The organism is Marinactinospora endophytica (assembly GCF_054780875.1).
The window spans coordinates 135,049-150,076 of record NZ_BAAGVM010000014.1 but is presented as its reverse complement, the minus strand read 5'-3'; the positions used below and the strand labels follow the sequence as shown (position 1 = coordinate 150,076).

Sequence of the window (15,028 nt, the reverse complement as noted above, 5' to 3'; positions counted from 1 at the left end):
CCGGGCCGGACGCGCCGCTTGTCCACCGACCGGCGCGTCCCCGCGCGGGGGACGGCGCTCTCGGACCGAGCACGCATGCCCGGTGGGCGTGCGGGTAGCGGCGACTCGCCCCACCTCGACGGGCGCGGGGAGACCGTTTTAGGACCGCCCCGATGGCACTCGGCAGGTGCCGCCCGGCGGGACGGGGCGCCGACCTCCCGACCACACGGAACGAGGAACAGATGCAGATCGGATACAAGCTCGCCGCCGAGGCGTTCGGCCCCGACGAACTCGTCCGCCAGGCCGTCCTGGCCGAGCAGGCCGGGTTCGACTTCGTGGAGATCAGCGACCACTACCATCCCTGGCTCGACGTGCAGGGCCACTCCCCGTTCGCCTGGACCGTGCTCGGCGCGATCGCCGCCCGCACCGAGCGGATCGGCCTGGCCACCGGTGTGACCTGCCCGACCGTGCGCTACCACCCGGCGATCATCGCCCAGGCGGCGGCCACCACGGCCCTGATCTCCGGCGGGCGGTTCGTCCTGGGCGTGGGGTCGGGGGAACGCCTCAACGAGCACGTCGTCGGCCAGGAGTTCCCCGATTCGGTCCGGGTGCGCCACGCGATGCTGCGCGAGGCGCTGGAGATCATCCGGCTGCTGTGGCGCGGCGGATACCGCTCCTATGAGGGGGAGTACCTGCGGCTGGAGGACGCCCGCGTCTTCGACCTGCCCGAGGAGCCGCCGTTGATCGCCGTGGCCGCCAGCGGCGAGGTCTCGGCGCGCATCGCCGCCGAGCTCGGCGACGGCCTGTTCGCCACCGAGCCCAAGGGCGAGATCGTCGAGCACTACCGCGCCGCGGGCGGCGACGGCCCCGGCTACGCCGAGGTGCCCATGGCGTGGGCCCCCGACGAGCACACCGCCGCGCAGGCCGTCCTGGAGACGAGCCGCTGGGCGCTGACCGGGTGGAAGGTCATGAGCGAGCTGCCCAACCCCGTCAACTTCGACGCGGCCACCTCCACCGTCCGGGAGGAGGACGTGCTCGCCCAGTTCGCCTGCGGTCCCGACCCGGAGCGCTACGTCGAGTCGGCCCAGGCCTACGTCGACGCCGGCTTCGACCGGCTGGTGATGCAGAACGCCGGCCCCGATCCCGACGGCTTCATCGACTTCTACCGCAAGGAGCTGGACGGCCGCATCCGCGGGCTGACCCCGCGCGCCTCGGGGTCCTGAAATCCGGTCCGGAATCGGTGAAGCCCGGCGGGGAACCCGCGGACCGGGCGATACTCGGGAAGCCGGGGACGGCGACGGCTGGGCCTCGATGGGGCGAGGCCTCACCGCGCGTGCGTACCGGCGGGCTGTGCCCCGCGCGCGGATTGTCGTGGCATCCGGCCCCCGGCACCGACCCCGGCGAGGACGTCTGGACCCACTACGGCTTCACCGGGACCGCGACGTGGGTGTCGCCCCGGGTCGGCAGGTGGGCGCTGCTGCTCACCGACCGGATCCGCTACTCCCGCGACCCGGTGCCGATCTCCCGGCTGCGTGACGCCTTCCGCGGGCTCGTCTTCGGCCGGGCGGGCGAGGGGCAGGGGCGTCCCCGCGGGCACGGCCGGAGCTTCGGAGGCGAGGAGGGCACCAATGGCGCGGCAGGAGGAACCGGAAGGCGGCCCCGCCCCTTCCTCCTCGACCCTGCGGCGGTGGCGTCGCCGGCTCGCCGACGAGCGGGAGGCGGCCCGGACCTACCGCGCGCTGGCGGCCCGCCGCACCGGCGAGGAGCGCGAGATCCTGCTCGGCCTGGCCGCCGCGGAGGAACGCCACGTCGCGCACTGGGAGGACCTGCTCGGCGACCGGGTCGGGCCGCCGCGCCGGGGCGGGCCCCGGAGCCGGCTGCTCAACCTCTGCGCCCGCCGCTTCGGCTGGGTGTTCGTGCTGGCGCTCCTCCAGCGGGCCGAGGACCGGTCCCTCTACGAGGGCGACGCCGACGCCTCACCCGCGATGGCCGCCGACGAGCGCGTGCACGCCGAGGTGGTGCGCGGGCTCGCCGCGCGCGGGCGGGCCCGGATGTCGGGGACACTGCGCGCCGCCGTCTTCGGCGCCAACGACGGGCTGGTGAGCAACGCGGCCCTGGTCCTCGGGGTGATCGGCGGTGGAGCCGGCTCCCAGACGGTGCTGCTGACCGGATTGTCGGGGCTGCTGGCCGGCGCGCTGTCGATGGCGGCCGGGGAGTTCGTGTCGGTCAGCTCGCAGCGGGAACTGCTGGCGGCCTCCGCCCCCGGCGGGGACGCCACGGCGCCGCCGCCCGCGCTCGACGTCGACGTCAACGAGCTCGCCCTGGTCTACCGGGCCCGGGGGATGGCGGCGGAGGAGGCGCGCCGGCGCGCCGACGCGGTGCTGCGCCACGGCATGCCCGCGCCCGGCGCGCTGGGCGCGGGCGGTGGAGGCGACGAGGTGGTGGGCAGCGGGATCGGCGCGGCGGTGTCGAGCTTCGCCTTCTTCGCGACGGGGGCGGCGATCCCGGTGCTGCCGTTCCTGGCCGGTGGGGAGGGGACCGCCGCGCTCGTCGTGGCCGGTGTCCTCACCGGGATCGGCCTGCTGCTCACCGGCGCGGTCGTGGGGCTGCTGTCCGGCGCGTCCCCGTTGCGCAGGGCGCTACGCCAATTCGCGATCGGCGCCGCCGCCGCTGCGGCGACCTACCTGCTCGGCCTCGCCTTCGGCACGGCGGTCGGCTAGGCCGTGTCCCATGATCGATCGTGTGGTGGGGCGAGGAGAGACAACGGACGCGCCGTGGCGACCCGGTTCGCCAAGCCGGCGGCCCGCTACCCGGCCGGGGTGGTCATCGTGGCACTGATCCTCCGGCTCAGGGCCGACAGCTGATCATCGTGTTCAGTCCGAGTTGAACCACACCAGCACGCCTGGACCGTCCGGCGTGACCACCGGCACCCACGCCTCATCGATCTCACGGATCCGGCTCCCGTCCAGCCGCAGAGCGTGCGGCTCCTCGGTGGTTCCGTCGGATGCCCAGTAGCGGACGGCTCCGATGATCTCCCGGAGCCTGTCCCGCTCGTCATCCGGCCACCCGTGGTTCCGGGTGCCGGCACCACGGAAGTGCTTCTCGAACAGCTCGCGCAACGCGTCCAGCTCATCAGGGCCGAACAACGGCACTAAAAAGCCCTCGACCCGCCCCTGCCGGCAAGCCGTTCCGCCGTACTGCTGCTGATAGCAGACCCCGGTCTCCGCCTCGACCACCACATACAGCCAGCCGCCGGCACTCATGCCGTCAGGATCGAGGAAGACGAAGTGTCGAGAGGCCATGGCGTCAGTCTTCCGGGCCGCCCACCACAAGCTCAACGACATTTGGCCCTGCGAGATCGATCATGAGACACGGCCTACGCCGCGTGGCCGGCGGCCACGCCCGGTCGCCCGGACGAGGGCGGCCCTGAAATCGCTTCACTCGCGCTCGCCTCGTCCACTACGATCGCCGGGTTGTTCTCCCGCCGGGGCCAAGAGGTCCGCCCCTGGTCCACCCGGCGGTTCCCGGAGTGAGAGTGGGGTTCGTTCATGGCGTGTCGTATCAGTGAGCTCGTGCTCGGCTGCCGCGACCCCGAGGCGCTGGCACGCTTCTGGTGCGAGGTCCTGGACTACGTCGTACTGGACCGCGAGGAGGGCGCGGTGGAGATCGGGCCGCGCGAGGGGTTCGGCGGCCCACAGCCGACGATCATCCTCAGCCGCAGGGACGAACCGGAGAAGGGGAAGTCCCGACTGCACATCGACGTCAACGCCACCGACCGCGATCAGGACGCCGAACTCGAACGTCTTCTCGCGCTCGGTGCCCGCCCGGCCGACATCGGCCAGACGGGGGAGGAGCCGTGGCACGTCCTGGCCGACCCCGAAGGCAACGAGTTCTGCCTGCTCAAGGCCCGCCTCGACCCGCTGTGACGTTCGCGGGTCACGCCCGGTCGCGGGTGCCGCGATCGCGATGTGAGCGCGGTCTCCGGTGGCGGGTCCGTCCACGACGGCCCCGCACACCGGGGACCGCGTGGCCGCCCTGACGGGGCGGCGCGCCCCGACCAGCGGGCGCGGCCGGAACCCGGTCGCCCGTACCCGCGCGATCGGGGCGGCGGCCGGCGCGCCCAGGCGGGGCGGCGCGGACCGCCAGGCCCCGGGTGGGCGGTGCGGGCGCCGGTGGGGCGACGGGCCGGACCGGCGGAGCGGGAGGTCAGCGGTAGTACCCGTCGATCGCCCGGAGCAGGCGCCCACGGGCGGCCTCGGTCTGCTCCACCCCGACCAGCACGTAGTAGGCCAGTCCCTCGGCCAGGGCGACGAGGGAGACGGCGGCCTCCCTCGCGTCGGCGTCCTCGCGCAGCAGACCGGCGTCGCGGTCGCGTTCCAGCAGCCGTGCCAGGCGGTCGTGCAGGTGGGCGTACTCCGCTCGCAGCCGGGTCGCGATGGCCTCGTCGGTCAGGGCGAGGGCGCCGAAGGAATGGCGGACCCGCAGGTGGTCCCGTGTCGCGGCGTCGTAGGGGATCAGCTCGACGAGGACGACGGTCACGACGGTGCGAGGCGCCGCGGGCGACGCCGCTTCCGCGACCTTGCGTTCGATCCGGGCGGTGCTCAGGGCGTTGCCCCGCTCGAACGCCGTGGTGATCAGCCGGTCCTTGGTCGGGAAGTAGTGCTGGACGCGCCCCGGGGAGACGCCGGCGCGGGCGGCGACCTCGCTCAACGACACGGCGGCCGGGCCGAGGTCGGCGACCACCGCCAAGACGGCGTCGGCGATCTCGGCGCGGCGGAGTTCGTGCTGGGCCCCCGGACCGCGGGTGCGACCTCCCATGGGCACTCCAGGTAAATCGATGAGGGCATATCGGATTGACGGGGTGAGTGTATCCGGGTTAGGTTCGCGCCATCAGCAAAGCGATGAGGTCTCATTGTTTTGAGGGCTTCCGCCGCCGGAAGATCCGGACCCAACGGCGCGAGCACGGAAGGCAGGCCGACATGACCGAGCGCAAACCGCCCGGGATGGACTTCGAGTCCTGGGTCGACCGTCAGATCCGCGAGGCCACCGAACGAGGCGAGTTCGACAACCTGCCGGGCGCGGGCAAGCCCATCCCCGACATCGACCGCCGCCACGACGACATGTGGTGGATCAGGCGCAAGCTGCGCGAGGAGGGCGCCTCGCTCCTGCCACCCGCGCTCGCCCTGCGCAAGCGGGCCGAGGACGCGCTCGCCGCGGCGCAGCGGGCCGGCAGCGAGGCCGAGGCGCGCCGGATCGTCGAAGGGATCAACGAGGAGATCCGCGCGATGCTGCGGCGCCCGATTCCGGGACCACCGCTCACCCTGATGCCCTACGACGTCGAGGCGGTCCTCGCCCGCAGGCGCGAACGCCGCGACGGGTGAACGGCTCCCCGCGGGCGGCCGTTGGACGGTCTCTTCGGGGCCGTCCGACACGGGCGGACACGGGGATCCCGGCCGTTTCGCGGGACGGCCGAAGCGCGGCGGGGGATTGGCGGCCGTGACGTGGGTAGCCGCGGGGAGGACTTTGACCCCGACTGGCGAGGAGACGACCGTGCCCCCAGCGAACATCTTCGTGATCGGCATGGACGAGACCAACCTGGACACCTTACGCGACGTCCCGGGCGCCCAGGAGTACCGCTTCCACCCCCTGCTCAGCGTCGAGGAGCTCCAGCACGGGGAGATCCCCGTGGCCGACCTGATGGAACGCGCCCAGGCCGGCCTGGACGCCTTCGACGGAACGATCGACGCCATCGTCGGCTACTGGGACTTCCCCGTCAGCACCATGGTGCCGATCCTGTGCGAGCGCTACGGCCTGCGCGGCACGAGCCTGGAGTCGGTGGTCAAGTGCGAGCACAAGTACTGGAGCCGGCTGGAACAGCAGAAGGTCATCGACGAGCACCCCGCCTTCGGGATCGTCGACCTGGACGATCCCCGGCCGCCCGCGGGGGTGGGGTTCCCGATGTGGCTCAAGCCCGTCAAGTCCTTCTCCTCGGAGTTGGCCTTCCACGTCGCCGGGGAGGAGGACTTCCGGGAGGCGGTCGCCGAGATCCGCGCGGGCGTCTCCCGGGTCGGCCGCCCCTTCGAGTACTTCCTGGACCGCCTCGACCTGCCCCCCGAGGTCGCCGTCGCCGGCGGACAGGCCTGCCTGGCCGAGGCGGAACTTCCCGGCGTGCAGGCCGCGGTCGAGGGGTACGCCGTGGACGGCGAGGTCGTCGTCTATGGCGCGTTGGACTCCATCAACTACCCCGACAGCTCCGCCTTCCTGCGCCACCAGTACCCCTCGTCCCTGCCCGAACCGGTGCTGCGCCGAATGGAGGACGTCGCCAAGCGGGTGATCTCCCGGATCGGCCTGGACTCGGCGACCTTCAGCATCGAGTTCTTCTACGACCCCGACAGCGGCGCGGTCAACCTGTTGGAGATCAACCCGCGCCACTCCCAGTCCCACGCCGAGCTCTTCGACTACGTCGATGGCGTCCCCAACCACCACTGCATGCTCGCGCTCGCGCTGGGCCGCGACCCCCGGATGCCGCACCGGCGGGGGCGCTACGAGCTGGCCGCCAAGTGGTACCACCGCCGCTTCGAGGACGGCGTGGTGCGCCGGGTGCCCACCCCCGAGGAGATCGCCCGCCTCGAACGCGAGATCCCCGGGGTCAAGGTCGACATCGTCCCCGAGGTCGGCACGCGGCTGTCCGACATGCCCGGCCAGGACAGCTACAGCTACGAGCTGGCCCACGTCTTCGTCGGGGCCGACGACGAGGCCGGGCTGAAGGACAAGTACGAGCGCTGCGTCGCCGCGCTGCCCTTCGAGTTCGCCGACCCCGATCGGAGAGAGGAGGTCCGATGATCTCCACCGTCACCGACCTGCCCCACCCGATCCAGGAGGAGGAGCACGTCCGTATCCCCGTCTCCGACGGGATCCACCTGTCCGCCCGCATCTGGCGTCCGGTCTCCTCCGACCGCGACCCCGTGCCGGCGGTGCTGGAGTACATCCCCTACCGCAAGCGCGACCTCACCTCGGTGCGCGACTCCCTCCACCACCCCTACATGGCCGGGCACGGGTACGCCTGCGTGCGGGTGGACCTGCGCGGCACCGGCGAGTCCGAGGGGCTGCTCGCCGACGAGTACCTGGAGGTGGAGCAGCGCGACGCCGAGGACGTGCTGGCCTGGCTGGCCGAACAGCCCTGGTGCAACGGCCGGCTCGGGATGATGGGGATCTCCTGGGGCGCCTTCGCCGCCCTCCAGGTCGCGGCGCGGCGCCCGCCCGGCCTCGACGCCATCGTCATCTCCTCCTTCACCGACGACCGCTACGCCGACGACATGCACTACATGGGCGGCTGCCTGCTCTCGGACAACCTCGCCGAGGCCGGCACGATGTTCGCCTACGCCACCTGTCCCCCCGATCCCGAACTGGTGGGCGAGCGCTGGCGGGAGATGTGGCACGAGCGCCTGGAGGGGACCCGCCCCTGGGTCCTGGAGTGGCTGCGCCACCAGCGCCGCGACGACTACTGGCGGCACGCCTCGGTCTGCGAGGACTACGGGGCCGTGGGCTGCCCGGTCCTGGCCTCCAGCGGGTGGGCCGACGGGTACTCCAACGCCGTGACGCGGCTGCTGGAGCACCTGGACGTGCCCCGCAAGGGCCTCGTCGGCCCGTGGTCGCACAAGTACCCCCACCTGGGGGAGCCGGGGCCGGCGATCGGCTACCTCCAGGAGGTCGTGCGCTGGTGGGACCACTGGCTGAAGGACGTCGACAACGACGTGATGGACGGTCCCATGCTGCGGGCCTGGATGCAGGAGAGCGTGCCCCCCTCCACCGCCTATGAGGAGCGGCCGGGACGCTGGGTGGGGGAGCCGGCCTGGCCCTCCCCGCACATCCGGGAGCAGACCCGGCCGCTGGCCCCGCACCGGATCGCCGCGCCGGGCGAGGAGACGCCCGAGGTGGAGATGACCGTGCGCTCGCCGCTGTCGGTCGGCCAGTTCGCCGGAAAGTGGGCCTCCTACAACGCGCCCCCCGACCTGCCCTACGACCAGCGCGAGGAGGACGGCGGGTCCCTGGTCTTCGACAGCGAGATCCTCGCCGAACGCACCGAGATCCTCGGCTCGCCGGTGGTCCACCTCGACGTCGCCGCCGACGCGCCGATCGCGATGGTGGCCGCCCGCCTGTCCGACGTGGCCCCCGACGGCAGCGCCACCCGGGTCACCTACGGTCTGCTCAACCTCACCCGCCGGGACGGCGGGGACGAACCGAGCAGGCTCGTCCCGGGCCGGCGCTACCGCGCCGAGATCCGGCTCAACGGTGTCGCCCAGGCCTTCCCGCCGGGGCACCGCATCCGGCTGTCGCTGTCCACCTCCTACTGGCCCCTGGCCTGGCCACCGCCGCGACCGGTCCTGTTGAGCGTGTTCTCCGGGAGTAGCGCGCTGACCCTGCCGGTGCGCCCGCTGGCCGAGCCGGACGAGGCGCCGCTGCGCCCCTTCGGGGAGCCCGAGGCGACCCCGCCACTACAGACCACCCGGCTCGAACCGGGGGAGCACCACTGGAGGGTCTCCCGCGACCTCGTGGACTATGAGTCGGCGCTGGAGATCGTCAAGGACAACGGCCGGGTGCGCTATGACGACATCGGCCTGGAGACGGCCCGGCGCGCCCACGAGCGCTACTCGTGGATCGCCGACGACTTTGAGTCGGTGCGCGGGGAGTCCACCTGGACCATGGGGTTCTCCCGCGGCGAGTGGGACGTGCGCGCGGTGACCCACACCGTGTTGAGCTGCACGTCGGAGGAGTTCCACGTCCACGCCACGCTCGACGCCTACGAGGGCGCGCGCAGGGTGTTCTCGCGGGAGTGGAGCGAGAGGGTGCCCAGGGACCACCTCTGACGGGGCCGCGCCAGACCGGACCGCGCCCGTCCCGTCCGGTTCGCGGACGGGACGGGCGCGGGCGGTCCCGGGGTCAGCCGATGGGGTCGGGCAGCCGGCGCGTGGTGTAGTCGAGGCCGATCACGTCGCCGGTGCGCGGGTCGCCCAGCTCCACCCGCCAGCAACGGGCGAACTGGTCGACGCCCTCGCGCATCGGGATGGTCCCCGACAGCAGCACCGTGCCGGGGTGGAGCAGGTCCCGTTCGCGCAGCAGCTCGACCCAGAAGTCCGGGGCGAGCAGTTCGGCGAGGGTGCCCCGCTGGATCTCGGTGTCGGCCTTGTCCTCGCCGACCCAGGCGGTCAGGGTCAGCTCGTCGAGGTGGTCGGCGACGTCGACCAGCCGCCAGGCGCGGGTGGCGATCACGTCGGGACCGGCGTTCTTGCTCCAGGCCACCCCGTGCACCTCCAGGGCGCGGTCGGTGTGGTCGCAGGCCGCGGTGAGCAGCAGGTCCTCGGGGCGGGGGCCGGCGACGATCAGCGCCCACTCGGCCTCGCCGGAGGTGCGCTCGTGCTGGACGGGCACCTCGTCGGTCTGCATCGCCAGGTAGGGCGAGATGGGGTAGAGCGCCGGGGTGGTCTCGGGGGCGGGCACGCCGAGCAGGGCGAGTTCGGCGACGTGGGCGCGCACGTCGTCCTGGCTGCGGCCGGCGTAGCCGCCGTTGAGCAGGGTCGTGATCTCGACGTCGACCTCGACGCCGTTGTTGAGCTCAAGTTTCAGACTGGTCAAATCTACTCCCGACACTTGCGCATACCTCTTGTATACAAGCAGTATAACGACAGGTTTGCTTCTCATGAAGGAAAGGTCGGGTCGACATGACGGATTCGGGCGGGGCGACGACGGCGCCCGCGCAACGCGGCGACGTGGTGAGGGCCTTCGTGGCCAGCCTCTCCGGAACGGCCCTGGAGTGGTATGACTTCGCCGTCTACTCGGCGGCGTCCGCGCTGGTGCTGGGGCACCTGTTCTTCCCCAGCCACGACCCTCTCGCCGCGACACTGCTGGCGTTCTCCACCTACGCCATCGGCTACGTCGCGCGCCCCCTGGGCGGCTTCGTCTTCGGGCGCCTCGGGGACGTCATCGGCCGTAAGAAGGTCCTCATCAGCACCCTCATGCTGATCGGCGTGGCCACCTTCCTCATCGGCCTGCTGCCCACCCACGCCTCCATCGGCTCGACGGCGGCGGTCCTGCTCGTCCTGCTGCGCTTCGCCCAGGGCGTGGGCGTCGGCGGCGAGTGGGGTGGCGCGGTACTGCTGTCCAGCGAGTTCGGCGACCCCCGCAAACGGGGGTTCTACGCCTCGGCGGCCCAGGTCGGCCCGCCGGCGGGCAACCTGATGGCCAACGGCGTCCTGGCGCTGCTGGGCCTGCTGCTCACCGAGGAGCAGTTCCTCTCGTGGGGCTGGCGCGTGGCCTTCCTGCTGTCGGGCGTGCTGGTGCTGTTCGGCCTGTGGATCCGCGCCAAGCTGGAGGAGACCCCGGTCTTCCAGGCCATGGAGAAGGAGGGGCACCGGCCCTCCGCGCCGATCCGCGAGGTCTTCCGCGACCAGCCGCGGGCGCTGACCGCCGCCGTCCTCAGCCGGGTGGCCCCCGACGTCGTCTACGCGCTGTTCACCGTCTTCGTGCTCACCTACGCCACCCAGGAGCTCGGCTTGGAGTCGGGGACCGCGCTGGCCGCGGTGCTCATCGGGTCCGCGACGCAGGTCCTGCTCATCCCGCTGGCGGGCTGGCTGTCCGACATCGTCAACCGCCGCTTCCTCTACGGCGTCGCGGCGGTCGGGGCGGCGGTGTGGCCCTTCCTGTTCTTCCCGATGATCTCCGGCGGCTCCTTCGCCATGCTGACCGTGGGGATCGTGGTCGGGCTCCTCCTGCACTCCCTGATGTACGGTCCGCAGGCCGCGTTCGTCGCCGAGCAGTTCCACCCGCGGCTGCGCAGCACCGGCAGCTCGCTGGCCTACACCCTCGCGGGGGTCATCGGCGGCGCCATCGCCCCGTTGCTCTTCACCTACCTGCTGGCCCAGTTCGGCACCTGGATCCCGCTGGCCGTCTACCTGGCCGTCACCGCGGCGGTCACGGTGATCGGCCTGCTCCTGGGCCGCGACCCCGCGCCGCACGAGGACGACGAGGTGCTGCGGGCGGCCCGGGAGCGGGCCGACGCCTCCGTCACCACCGGCTGAGCGCGCCGGGGTGCGGGTCCGGTCAGGTGTCGATCAGGACGCGCAGGGTCGAGTCCAGGTGCGCGTCGATCGCCCGGTGGGCGGCCGCGACGTCGCCGTCGACGAGCCCGCGCAGGATCTCCTCGTGTTCCTGGAGCACCGCCTCACGGCGGTGGGGGGCGGAGAAGAGCGCGACGATCCCGGCGCGCACCTGCCGGGCCCGCAGCCCGCTGTAGAAGTCGATGAGCATGTCGTTGCCGACGGCGGTGACCAGGGCGGAGTGGAAGCGGTGGTCCCAGTCGATGAAGGCGGCCCCCTCGTCGCTGCCGCGCAGTCCGTACTGGCGGTCCAGCGCGGCGCGCATCTCGGCCTCGGGGACCACGCCACGGGCGATCGCCTGGGTCGCGGCGTGGCGCTCCACCATGCCGCGCAGTTCCATCAGCTCGCTGAGCTCACGCGCCGTCCACGGGGCCACGTAGGCGCCGCGCTTGGGGATGAGCTGGACCAGCCCCTCCGCGGAGAGCAGGAACAGGGCCTCACGGATCGGTGTGCGCGACACCCCGATGCGGTCGGCGACCTCCTGTTCGTTGATGAACCTGCCCTGGCACTCCGGATCGGCCAGGTAGACCTCCTTCAGGTAGGTGTACGCACGATCCCGCCCCGACCCGGCCACGACCCCTCCTCTTGTACACAATTCGTATGCAGGCAGCCCAGTATCCCAGCCCGCCCACCGGGCGGACACACCCGAAAGGAGCACGGATGCGTATCGCACTGTGCCAGACGAGTTCCACCGACGATCCCGCGGCCAACCTCGAATCCGTCCGCGCGGGCGTTGCCGAGGCGGCGGCACGGGGCGCCGGTCTGGTGGTGTTCCCCGAGGCCGCCATGGTCCGGTTCGGGGTCCCGCTGGCACCGCTGGCCCAGCCCCTGGACGGGCCGTGGGCCGAGGGCCTGCGCGCCATCGCCGCCGAGGCCGGCGTCACCGTGGTGGCGGGGATGTTCACCCCGGCCTCCGAGGGCAGGGTGAGCAACGTCCTGCTGGCCACCGGCGGGGGAGTGGAGGCGGCCTACCGCAAGATCCACGTCTACGACGCCTTCGGCCACCGGGAGTCCGACTCCGTGGAGCCCGGCGCGCAACCGGTCGTCATCGAGGTGGACGGGGTCCGGATCGGCCTGGCCACCTGCTACGACGTGCGTTTCCCCGAACTCTTCCGCCACCTGGCCCGCCACGGCGCGGTCGCCACCGTGCTGTGCGCCTCGTGGGGGACCGGCGAGGGCAAGCTCGACCAGTGGCGGCTGCTGACGAGGGCGCGCGCCCTCGACTCCACCTCCTGGATCCTGGCCTGTGACCAGGCCGACCCCGAGACGGTGGGGGAGACCGTCACCGGCAACGCCCCGCGCGGCATCGGCCACAGCGCCGTGATCGACCCCACCGGGCGCGTCGTGCACGAGCTGGGCGCGGCTCCCGAGACGCTCGTCGTCGACATCGACCCCGCCACCGTCACCGGCGTGCGCGAGGCCATCCCGGTGCTGGCCAACGCCCGGCTGTGACACCCCCGCTCCTCGAAGGAGCCGCCGGTGCCGGGACGGGGGCGACCGTCCCGGCACCGGTTCAGGCGGGCGACAGCAGGTTCAGCGCGCCGGGACGGACGCGCAACCGAGCGGGAAGCTCCCCCAGGTCCTCGCCGTCCCCATAGAGCGGGACCGGCCGGTCGGCCGCGATGACGACCTCGCGCGCCGTCACGATCCGCACCCCCGCCATACCGGTGTGGGTCCCTTTGCGAGCGCGCAGCATGAAGGGGACGAGCCGGTGGCGGGAAACCGCGTCCACCGTCATGACCCGCAGCACCCCGTCGTCGAGGACGGCCTGCGGGACCATGCGCAGCCCGTGCCCGTAGGTGCCGGAGTTGGCCACCGAGACGGTGTGCCCGCGCAACGTGATCGAGCGGCCGTCGAGGGTCAGGGTGTAGCGCGGGACCCGCCAGCGCAGCATCGCCCACACCGGCGCCAGCCGGTACAGCAACAGCGGGGGAAGCCCCCGGAGCTCGTTGACGAGCAGGTTCGCGGCCGAGTCGACACCGGCGTAGACGTTGCCGACCACGATGGTCCCCTCGCCCACCTCGATGACGTCCACCGCGCGCGGCCGGCCTTCGAGCAGCACGCGCGCCAGCTCCCGCGGGGAGGCGGGCAGCCCGAGCCGCCGGGCGAGGTCGTTGCCCCGCCCGGCCGGCACGATCCCCATGGTCCCGCCGGCGGCGACCACCCCTTGCGCCACGTCCCGGACCAGGCCGTCGCCGCCCACGGCGACGACGACGTCCCCGGCTTCCGCCGCGGCTTTGGCGGCCTCGGTGGCGTGCGCGGAATCGCGGGTGCGTTCGGTGCGCACCACGGCGCCGGCCCGCCGCAGCAGGCCGGCCGGCCCGGCCCAGCGCTGTTCGGCCCGGCCGTCACCGGAGACGGGGTTGACGAGCGCGGTGAACCGCCGCGCCTGGCTCCGGGCGGGGACCGGGTGCGCGGGGGCGGGCCGGGGCGGCCGGATGGGGGGCGGGGGCGTCGAGGGGGTCCCTGGTGACACGGTTCCTCACGATCCACACGACGACGCGGCGGGCTACACGTTATACCGGCCCGCCCCGGAGGCACCGCTGAGGCGGGAGCCGGTCCGGATCCGGCGCCGCGCGGCCTCCACCGTGCCCCCCCACGCCATCCCGGGGAGGCCCGGAGACGGAGGCGCACGGGCGGGCGAGTTCCCGCGCGATGTCCAGGAGTCACCAGCTCAGAGCGCGTGCGTGTTCGGTCCGGTCCGGCGCGGGTACGGGAGGGGCGCGCGACCGCTGAGAGCGGGCGAGCGCGGCCACCGGGACGCCCCGGCGGGTGCGGCGGACGGTTCCGCTCGTATCGGCCCGGCCGGGCGGGCGCGGGGGCTCCCCTGTTGCGCGAGGGAACTCCTGTCGGTTTCCGGTGGGGAAGTGGTGTACACGCCGGCGCGTACCCGTCACAGTGAGGTGGGCGCGCGGGGAACCTCGAGAAAGGACGGATGACGATGACCGAACCGCCATCGGGAACGAGGCCGGCCCGCCCCGTCCGCTGACGAGACCCACCCTCCCCACCCCGACCCCCTGGAGACCTCTCCCCGTGCAGCCCCGATCCGCCCATGAGGTGCCCCTGCCCGATCCCGCCGTGGTCGAGGCCGTCCGCCTGTCCTGTGCCGACCTGCCCAGAGGGTCCACCCGGCTGGCCGACCTGTTCTACGACCACCTGTTCGCGCTCGTCCCCGAGACGCGGTCGATGTTCCCGGCCGACATGGGGCCACAGCGCGAACGGATGGCGCACGCCCTCGTGGAGGTCGTCGACCACCTGGACCGCCCCGTCCAGGTGCGTGACTTCCTGCACCGGTTGGGGCGGCACCACCACCGGATCGGCGTCCGCCCCGAGCACTACCCCCACGTCGGCCGGGCCCTGGTGCGCGCCGTCGCCGACATCGCGCCCACCTGGACCTCCTCGATGAGCTCGGCCTGGGTGCTGGTCTACGAGTGGATCGCGGCGACCATGCTCGTCGGGGCGCGGGAGGCCGCGGAAGAGGAGACGGCACGCGCTCCCCTGGCCGCGCGCGGCCGGCACAGCCGCGCCGCGCGTCCCGCCGGCCCGCTTCCGTAGTCGGGAGGCGTTCGCGGCGCCCGCCTCACGGACGGGCGCCGCCCCGGCCCGGCCGGGGGGCGGCTCACAGGCGGTGGAAGTAGTCGCCGCTGTGGTAGTCGGCGGTCAACCGGAAGCTCTCGTCTCCGGGAACACCGCCCCGGCCGTTCTCGCGGTGACGCTCGGCGGCGGTGCACACCAGGTCGTCCCACATCACCTCCTCGCCCTCGGAGGTGGGGGCGTCGGGCACCACGATCGTCACGGGGGTGTCGTCGGGCAGGTCGCTCCCGGCCACCGCGCGGCGCAGTTCGCCGAGCGTCAGGATGACCGCCTCGTGGCGGTAGGTCCGGTCCATGATCGTC

At 73.1% G+C, this 15,028-nt stretch carries 15 protein-coding genes; 9 read left to right on the top strand and 6 right to left on the bottom strand.

The annotated features are described in order from the left end of the window. Positions 1-221: 221 nt before the first annotated feature. Both ACYVHU_RS23150 and ACYVHU_RS23145 read left to right on the top strand, forming a co-directional pair. Positions 222-1,202, top strand: a complete 981-nt coding sequence (locus ACYVHU_RS23150) for a TIGR03557 family F420-dependent LLM class oxidoreductase (protein ID WP_078760976.1) — start codon at positions 222-224, stop codon at positions 1,200-1,202. A 405-nt stretch (positions 1,203-1,607) separates the two neighbouring features. Beyond that, positions 1,608-2,699 (top strand): VIT1/CCC1 transporter family protein, encoded by a 1,092-nt coding sequence (locus ACYVHU_RS23145; protein WP_078760882.1) that lies wholly within the window; start codon positions 1,608-1,610, stop codon positions 2,697-2,699. A 153-nt stretch (positions 2,700-2,852) separates the two neighbouring features. Here the strand turns inward: ACYVHU_RS23145 and ACYVHU_RS23140 are convergent, their stop codons facing one another. Then, complete coding sequence (locus ACYVHU_RS23140; protein ID WP_078760977.1) at positions 2,853-3,281, bottom strand: DUF6210 family protein; 429 nt, start codon at positions 3,279-3,281, stop codon at positions 2,853-2,855. 246 nt (positions 3,282-3,527) lie between these two features. On the opposite strand from ACYVHU_RS23140, the gene ACYVHU_RS23135 reads away from it, so the two are divergent. After that, positions 3,528-3,905 (top strand): VOC family protein, encoded by a 378-nt coding sequence (locus ACYVHU_RS23135; RefSeq protein ID WP_078760883.1) that lies wholly within the window; start codon positions 3,528-3,530, stop codon positions 3,903-3,905. 280 nt (positions 3,906-4,185) lie between these two features. On the opposite strand, the gene ACYVHU_RS23130 is transcribed toward ACYVHU_RS23135, so the two are convergent. Continuing rightward, positions 4,186-4,797 (bottom strand): TetR/AcrR family transcriptional regulator, encoded by a 612-nt coding sequence (locus ACYVHU_RS23130; RefSeq protein ID WP_078760884.1) that lies wholly within the window; start codon positions 4,795-4,797, stop codon positions 4,186-4,188. 161 nt (positions 4,798-4,958) lie between these two features. Between ACYVHU_RS23130 and ACYVHU_RS23125 the strand changes: the two genes are divergently transcribed. From ACYVHU_RS23125 to ACYVHU_RS23115, 3 genes are all read left to right on the top strand, one after another. After that, entirely contained in the window at positions 4,959-5,360 is a 402-nt protein-coding gene (locus ACYVHU_RS23125; protein ID WP_078760885.1) for a DnaJ family domain-containing protein, read from the top strand. A gap of 169 nt (positions 5,361-5,529) precedes the next feature. Next, positions 5,530-6,822 (top strand): ATP-grasp domain-containing protein, encoded by a 1,293-nt coding sequence (locus ACYVHU_RS23120; RefSeq protein WP_327308072.1) that lies wholly within the window; start codon positions 5,530-5,532, stop codon positions 6,820-6,822. After that, entirely contained in the window at positions 6,822-8,846 is a 2,025-nt protein-coding gene (locus ACYVHU_RS23115; RefSeq protein WP_144390026.1) for a CocE/NonD family hydrolase, read from the top strand. Before ACYVHU_RS23120 ends, ACYVHU_RS23115 begins: the two co-directional genes overlap by 1 nt. Before the next feature lie 73 nt (positions 8,847-8,919). On the opposite strand, the gene ACYVHU_RS23110 is transcribed toward ACYVHU_RS23115, so the two are convergent. Then, positions 8,920-9,612 (bottom strand): DUF2848 domain-containing protein, encoded by a 693-nt coding sequence (locus tag ACYVHU_RS23110; RefSeq protein WP_235000834.1) that lies wholly within the window; start codon positions 9,610-9,612, stop codon positions 8,920-8,922. 86 nt (positions 9,613-9,698) lie between these two features. Here ACYVHU_RS23110 and ACYVHU_RS23105 point away from each other — a divergent pair, with 86 nt between their 5' ends. Next, positions 9,699-11,054: an MFS transporter gene (locus tag ACYVHU_RS23105; RefSeq protein ID WP_200813556.1), complete on the top strand. Its 1,356-nt coding sequence runs from the start codon at positions 9,699-9,701 to the stop codon at positions 11,052-11,054. Between the two features lie 22 nt (positions 11,055-11,076). Here ACYVHU_RS23105 and ACYVHU_RS23100 read toward each other — a convergent pair whose 3' ends face one another. Next, positions 11,077-11,706 carry a GntR family transcriptional regulator gene (locus ACYVHU_RS23100; RefSeq protein ID WP_144390015.1) on the bottom strand — a complete coding sequence of 210 codons (630 nt, stop codon included), beginning with the start codon at positions 11,704-11,706 and terminating at the stop codon, positions 11,077-11,079. 86 nt (positions 11,707-11,792) lie between these two features. Between ACYVHU_RS23100 and ACYVHU_RS23095 the strand changes: the two genes are divergently transcribed. Further along, positions 11,793-12,584, top strand: coding sequence for a carbon-nitrogen hydrolase family protein (locus ACYVHU_RS23095; RefSeq protein ID WP_078760889.1), 792 nt, complete (start codon positions 11,793-11,795; stop codon positions 12,582-12,584). A 61-nt stretch (positions 12,585-12,645) separates the two neighbouring features. Here ACYVHU_RS23095 and ACYVHU_RS23090 read toward each other — a convergent pair whose 3' ends face one another. After that, a complete protein-coding gene (locus ACYVHU_RS23090; RefSeq protein ID WP_498949493.1) occupies positions 12,646-13,608 on the bottom strand; it encodes a diacylglycerol/lipid kinase family protein in 963 nt (320 codons plus the stop codon). A gap of 557 nt (positions 13,609-14,165) precedes the next feature. On the opposite strand from ACYVHU_RS23090, the gene ACYVHU_RS23085 reads away from it, so the two are divergent. Beyond that, complete coding sequence (locus ACYVHU_RS23085; protein ID WP_078760890.1) at positions 14,166-14,687, top strand: globin domain-containing protein; 522 nt, start codon at positions 14,166-14,168, stop codon at positions 14,685-14,687. A gap of 64 nt (positions 14,688-14,751) precedes the next feature. Here ACYVHU_RS23085 and ACYVHU_RS23080 read toward each other — a convergent pair whose 3' ends face one another. Next, a complete protein-coding gene (locus tag ACYVHU_RS23080) occupies positions 14,752-15,021 on the bottom strand; it encodes a DUF6225 family protein (protein WP_078760891.1) in 270 nt (89 codons plus the stop codon). Between the last annotated feature and the right edge of the window lie 7 nt (positions 15,022-15,028).

Coding starts and splice junctions, on each gene's coding strand:
- ACYVHU_RS23150 (WP_078760976.1), top strand. CDS start 222: ATGCAGATCGGATACAAGCTCGCCGCCGAGGCGTTCGGCCCCGACGAA.
- ACYVHU_RS23145 (WP_078760882.1), top strand. CDS start 1,608: ATGGCGCGGCAGGAGGAACCGGAAGGCGGCCCCGCCCCTTCCTCCTCG.
- ACYVHU_RS23140 (WP_078760977.1), bottom strand. CDS start 3,281: ATGGCCTCTCGACACTTCGTCTTCCTCGATCCTGACGGCATGAGTGCC.
- ACYVHU_RS23135 (WP_078760883.1), top strand. CDS start 3,528: ATGGCGTGTCGTATCAGTGAGCTCGTGCTCGGCTGCCGCGACCCCGAG.
- ACYVHU_RS23130 (WP_078760884.1), bottom strand. CDS start 4,797: ATGGGAGGTCGCACCCGCGGTCCGGGGGCCCAGCACGAACTCCGCCGC.
- ACYVHU_RS23125 (WP_078760885.1), top strand. CDS start 4,959: ATGACCGAGCGCAAACCGCCCGGGATGGACTTCGAGTCCTGGGTCGAC.
- ACYVHU_RS23105 (WP_200813556.1), top strand. CDS start 9,699: ATGACGGATTCGGGCGGGGCGACGACGGCGCCCGCGCAACGCGGCGAC.
- ACYVHU_RS23095 (WP_078760889.1), top strand. CDS start 11,793: ATGCGTATCGCACTGTGCCAGACGAGTTCCACCGACGATCCCGCGGCC.
- ACYVHU_RS23080 (WP_078760891.1), bottom strand. CDS start 15,021: ATGGACCGGACCTACCGCCACGAGGCGGTCATCCTGACGCTCGGCGAA.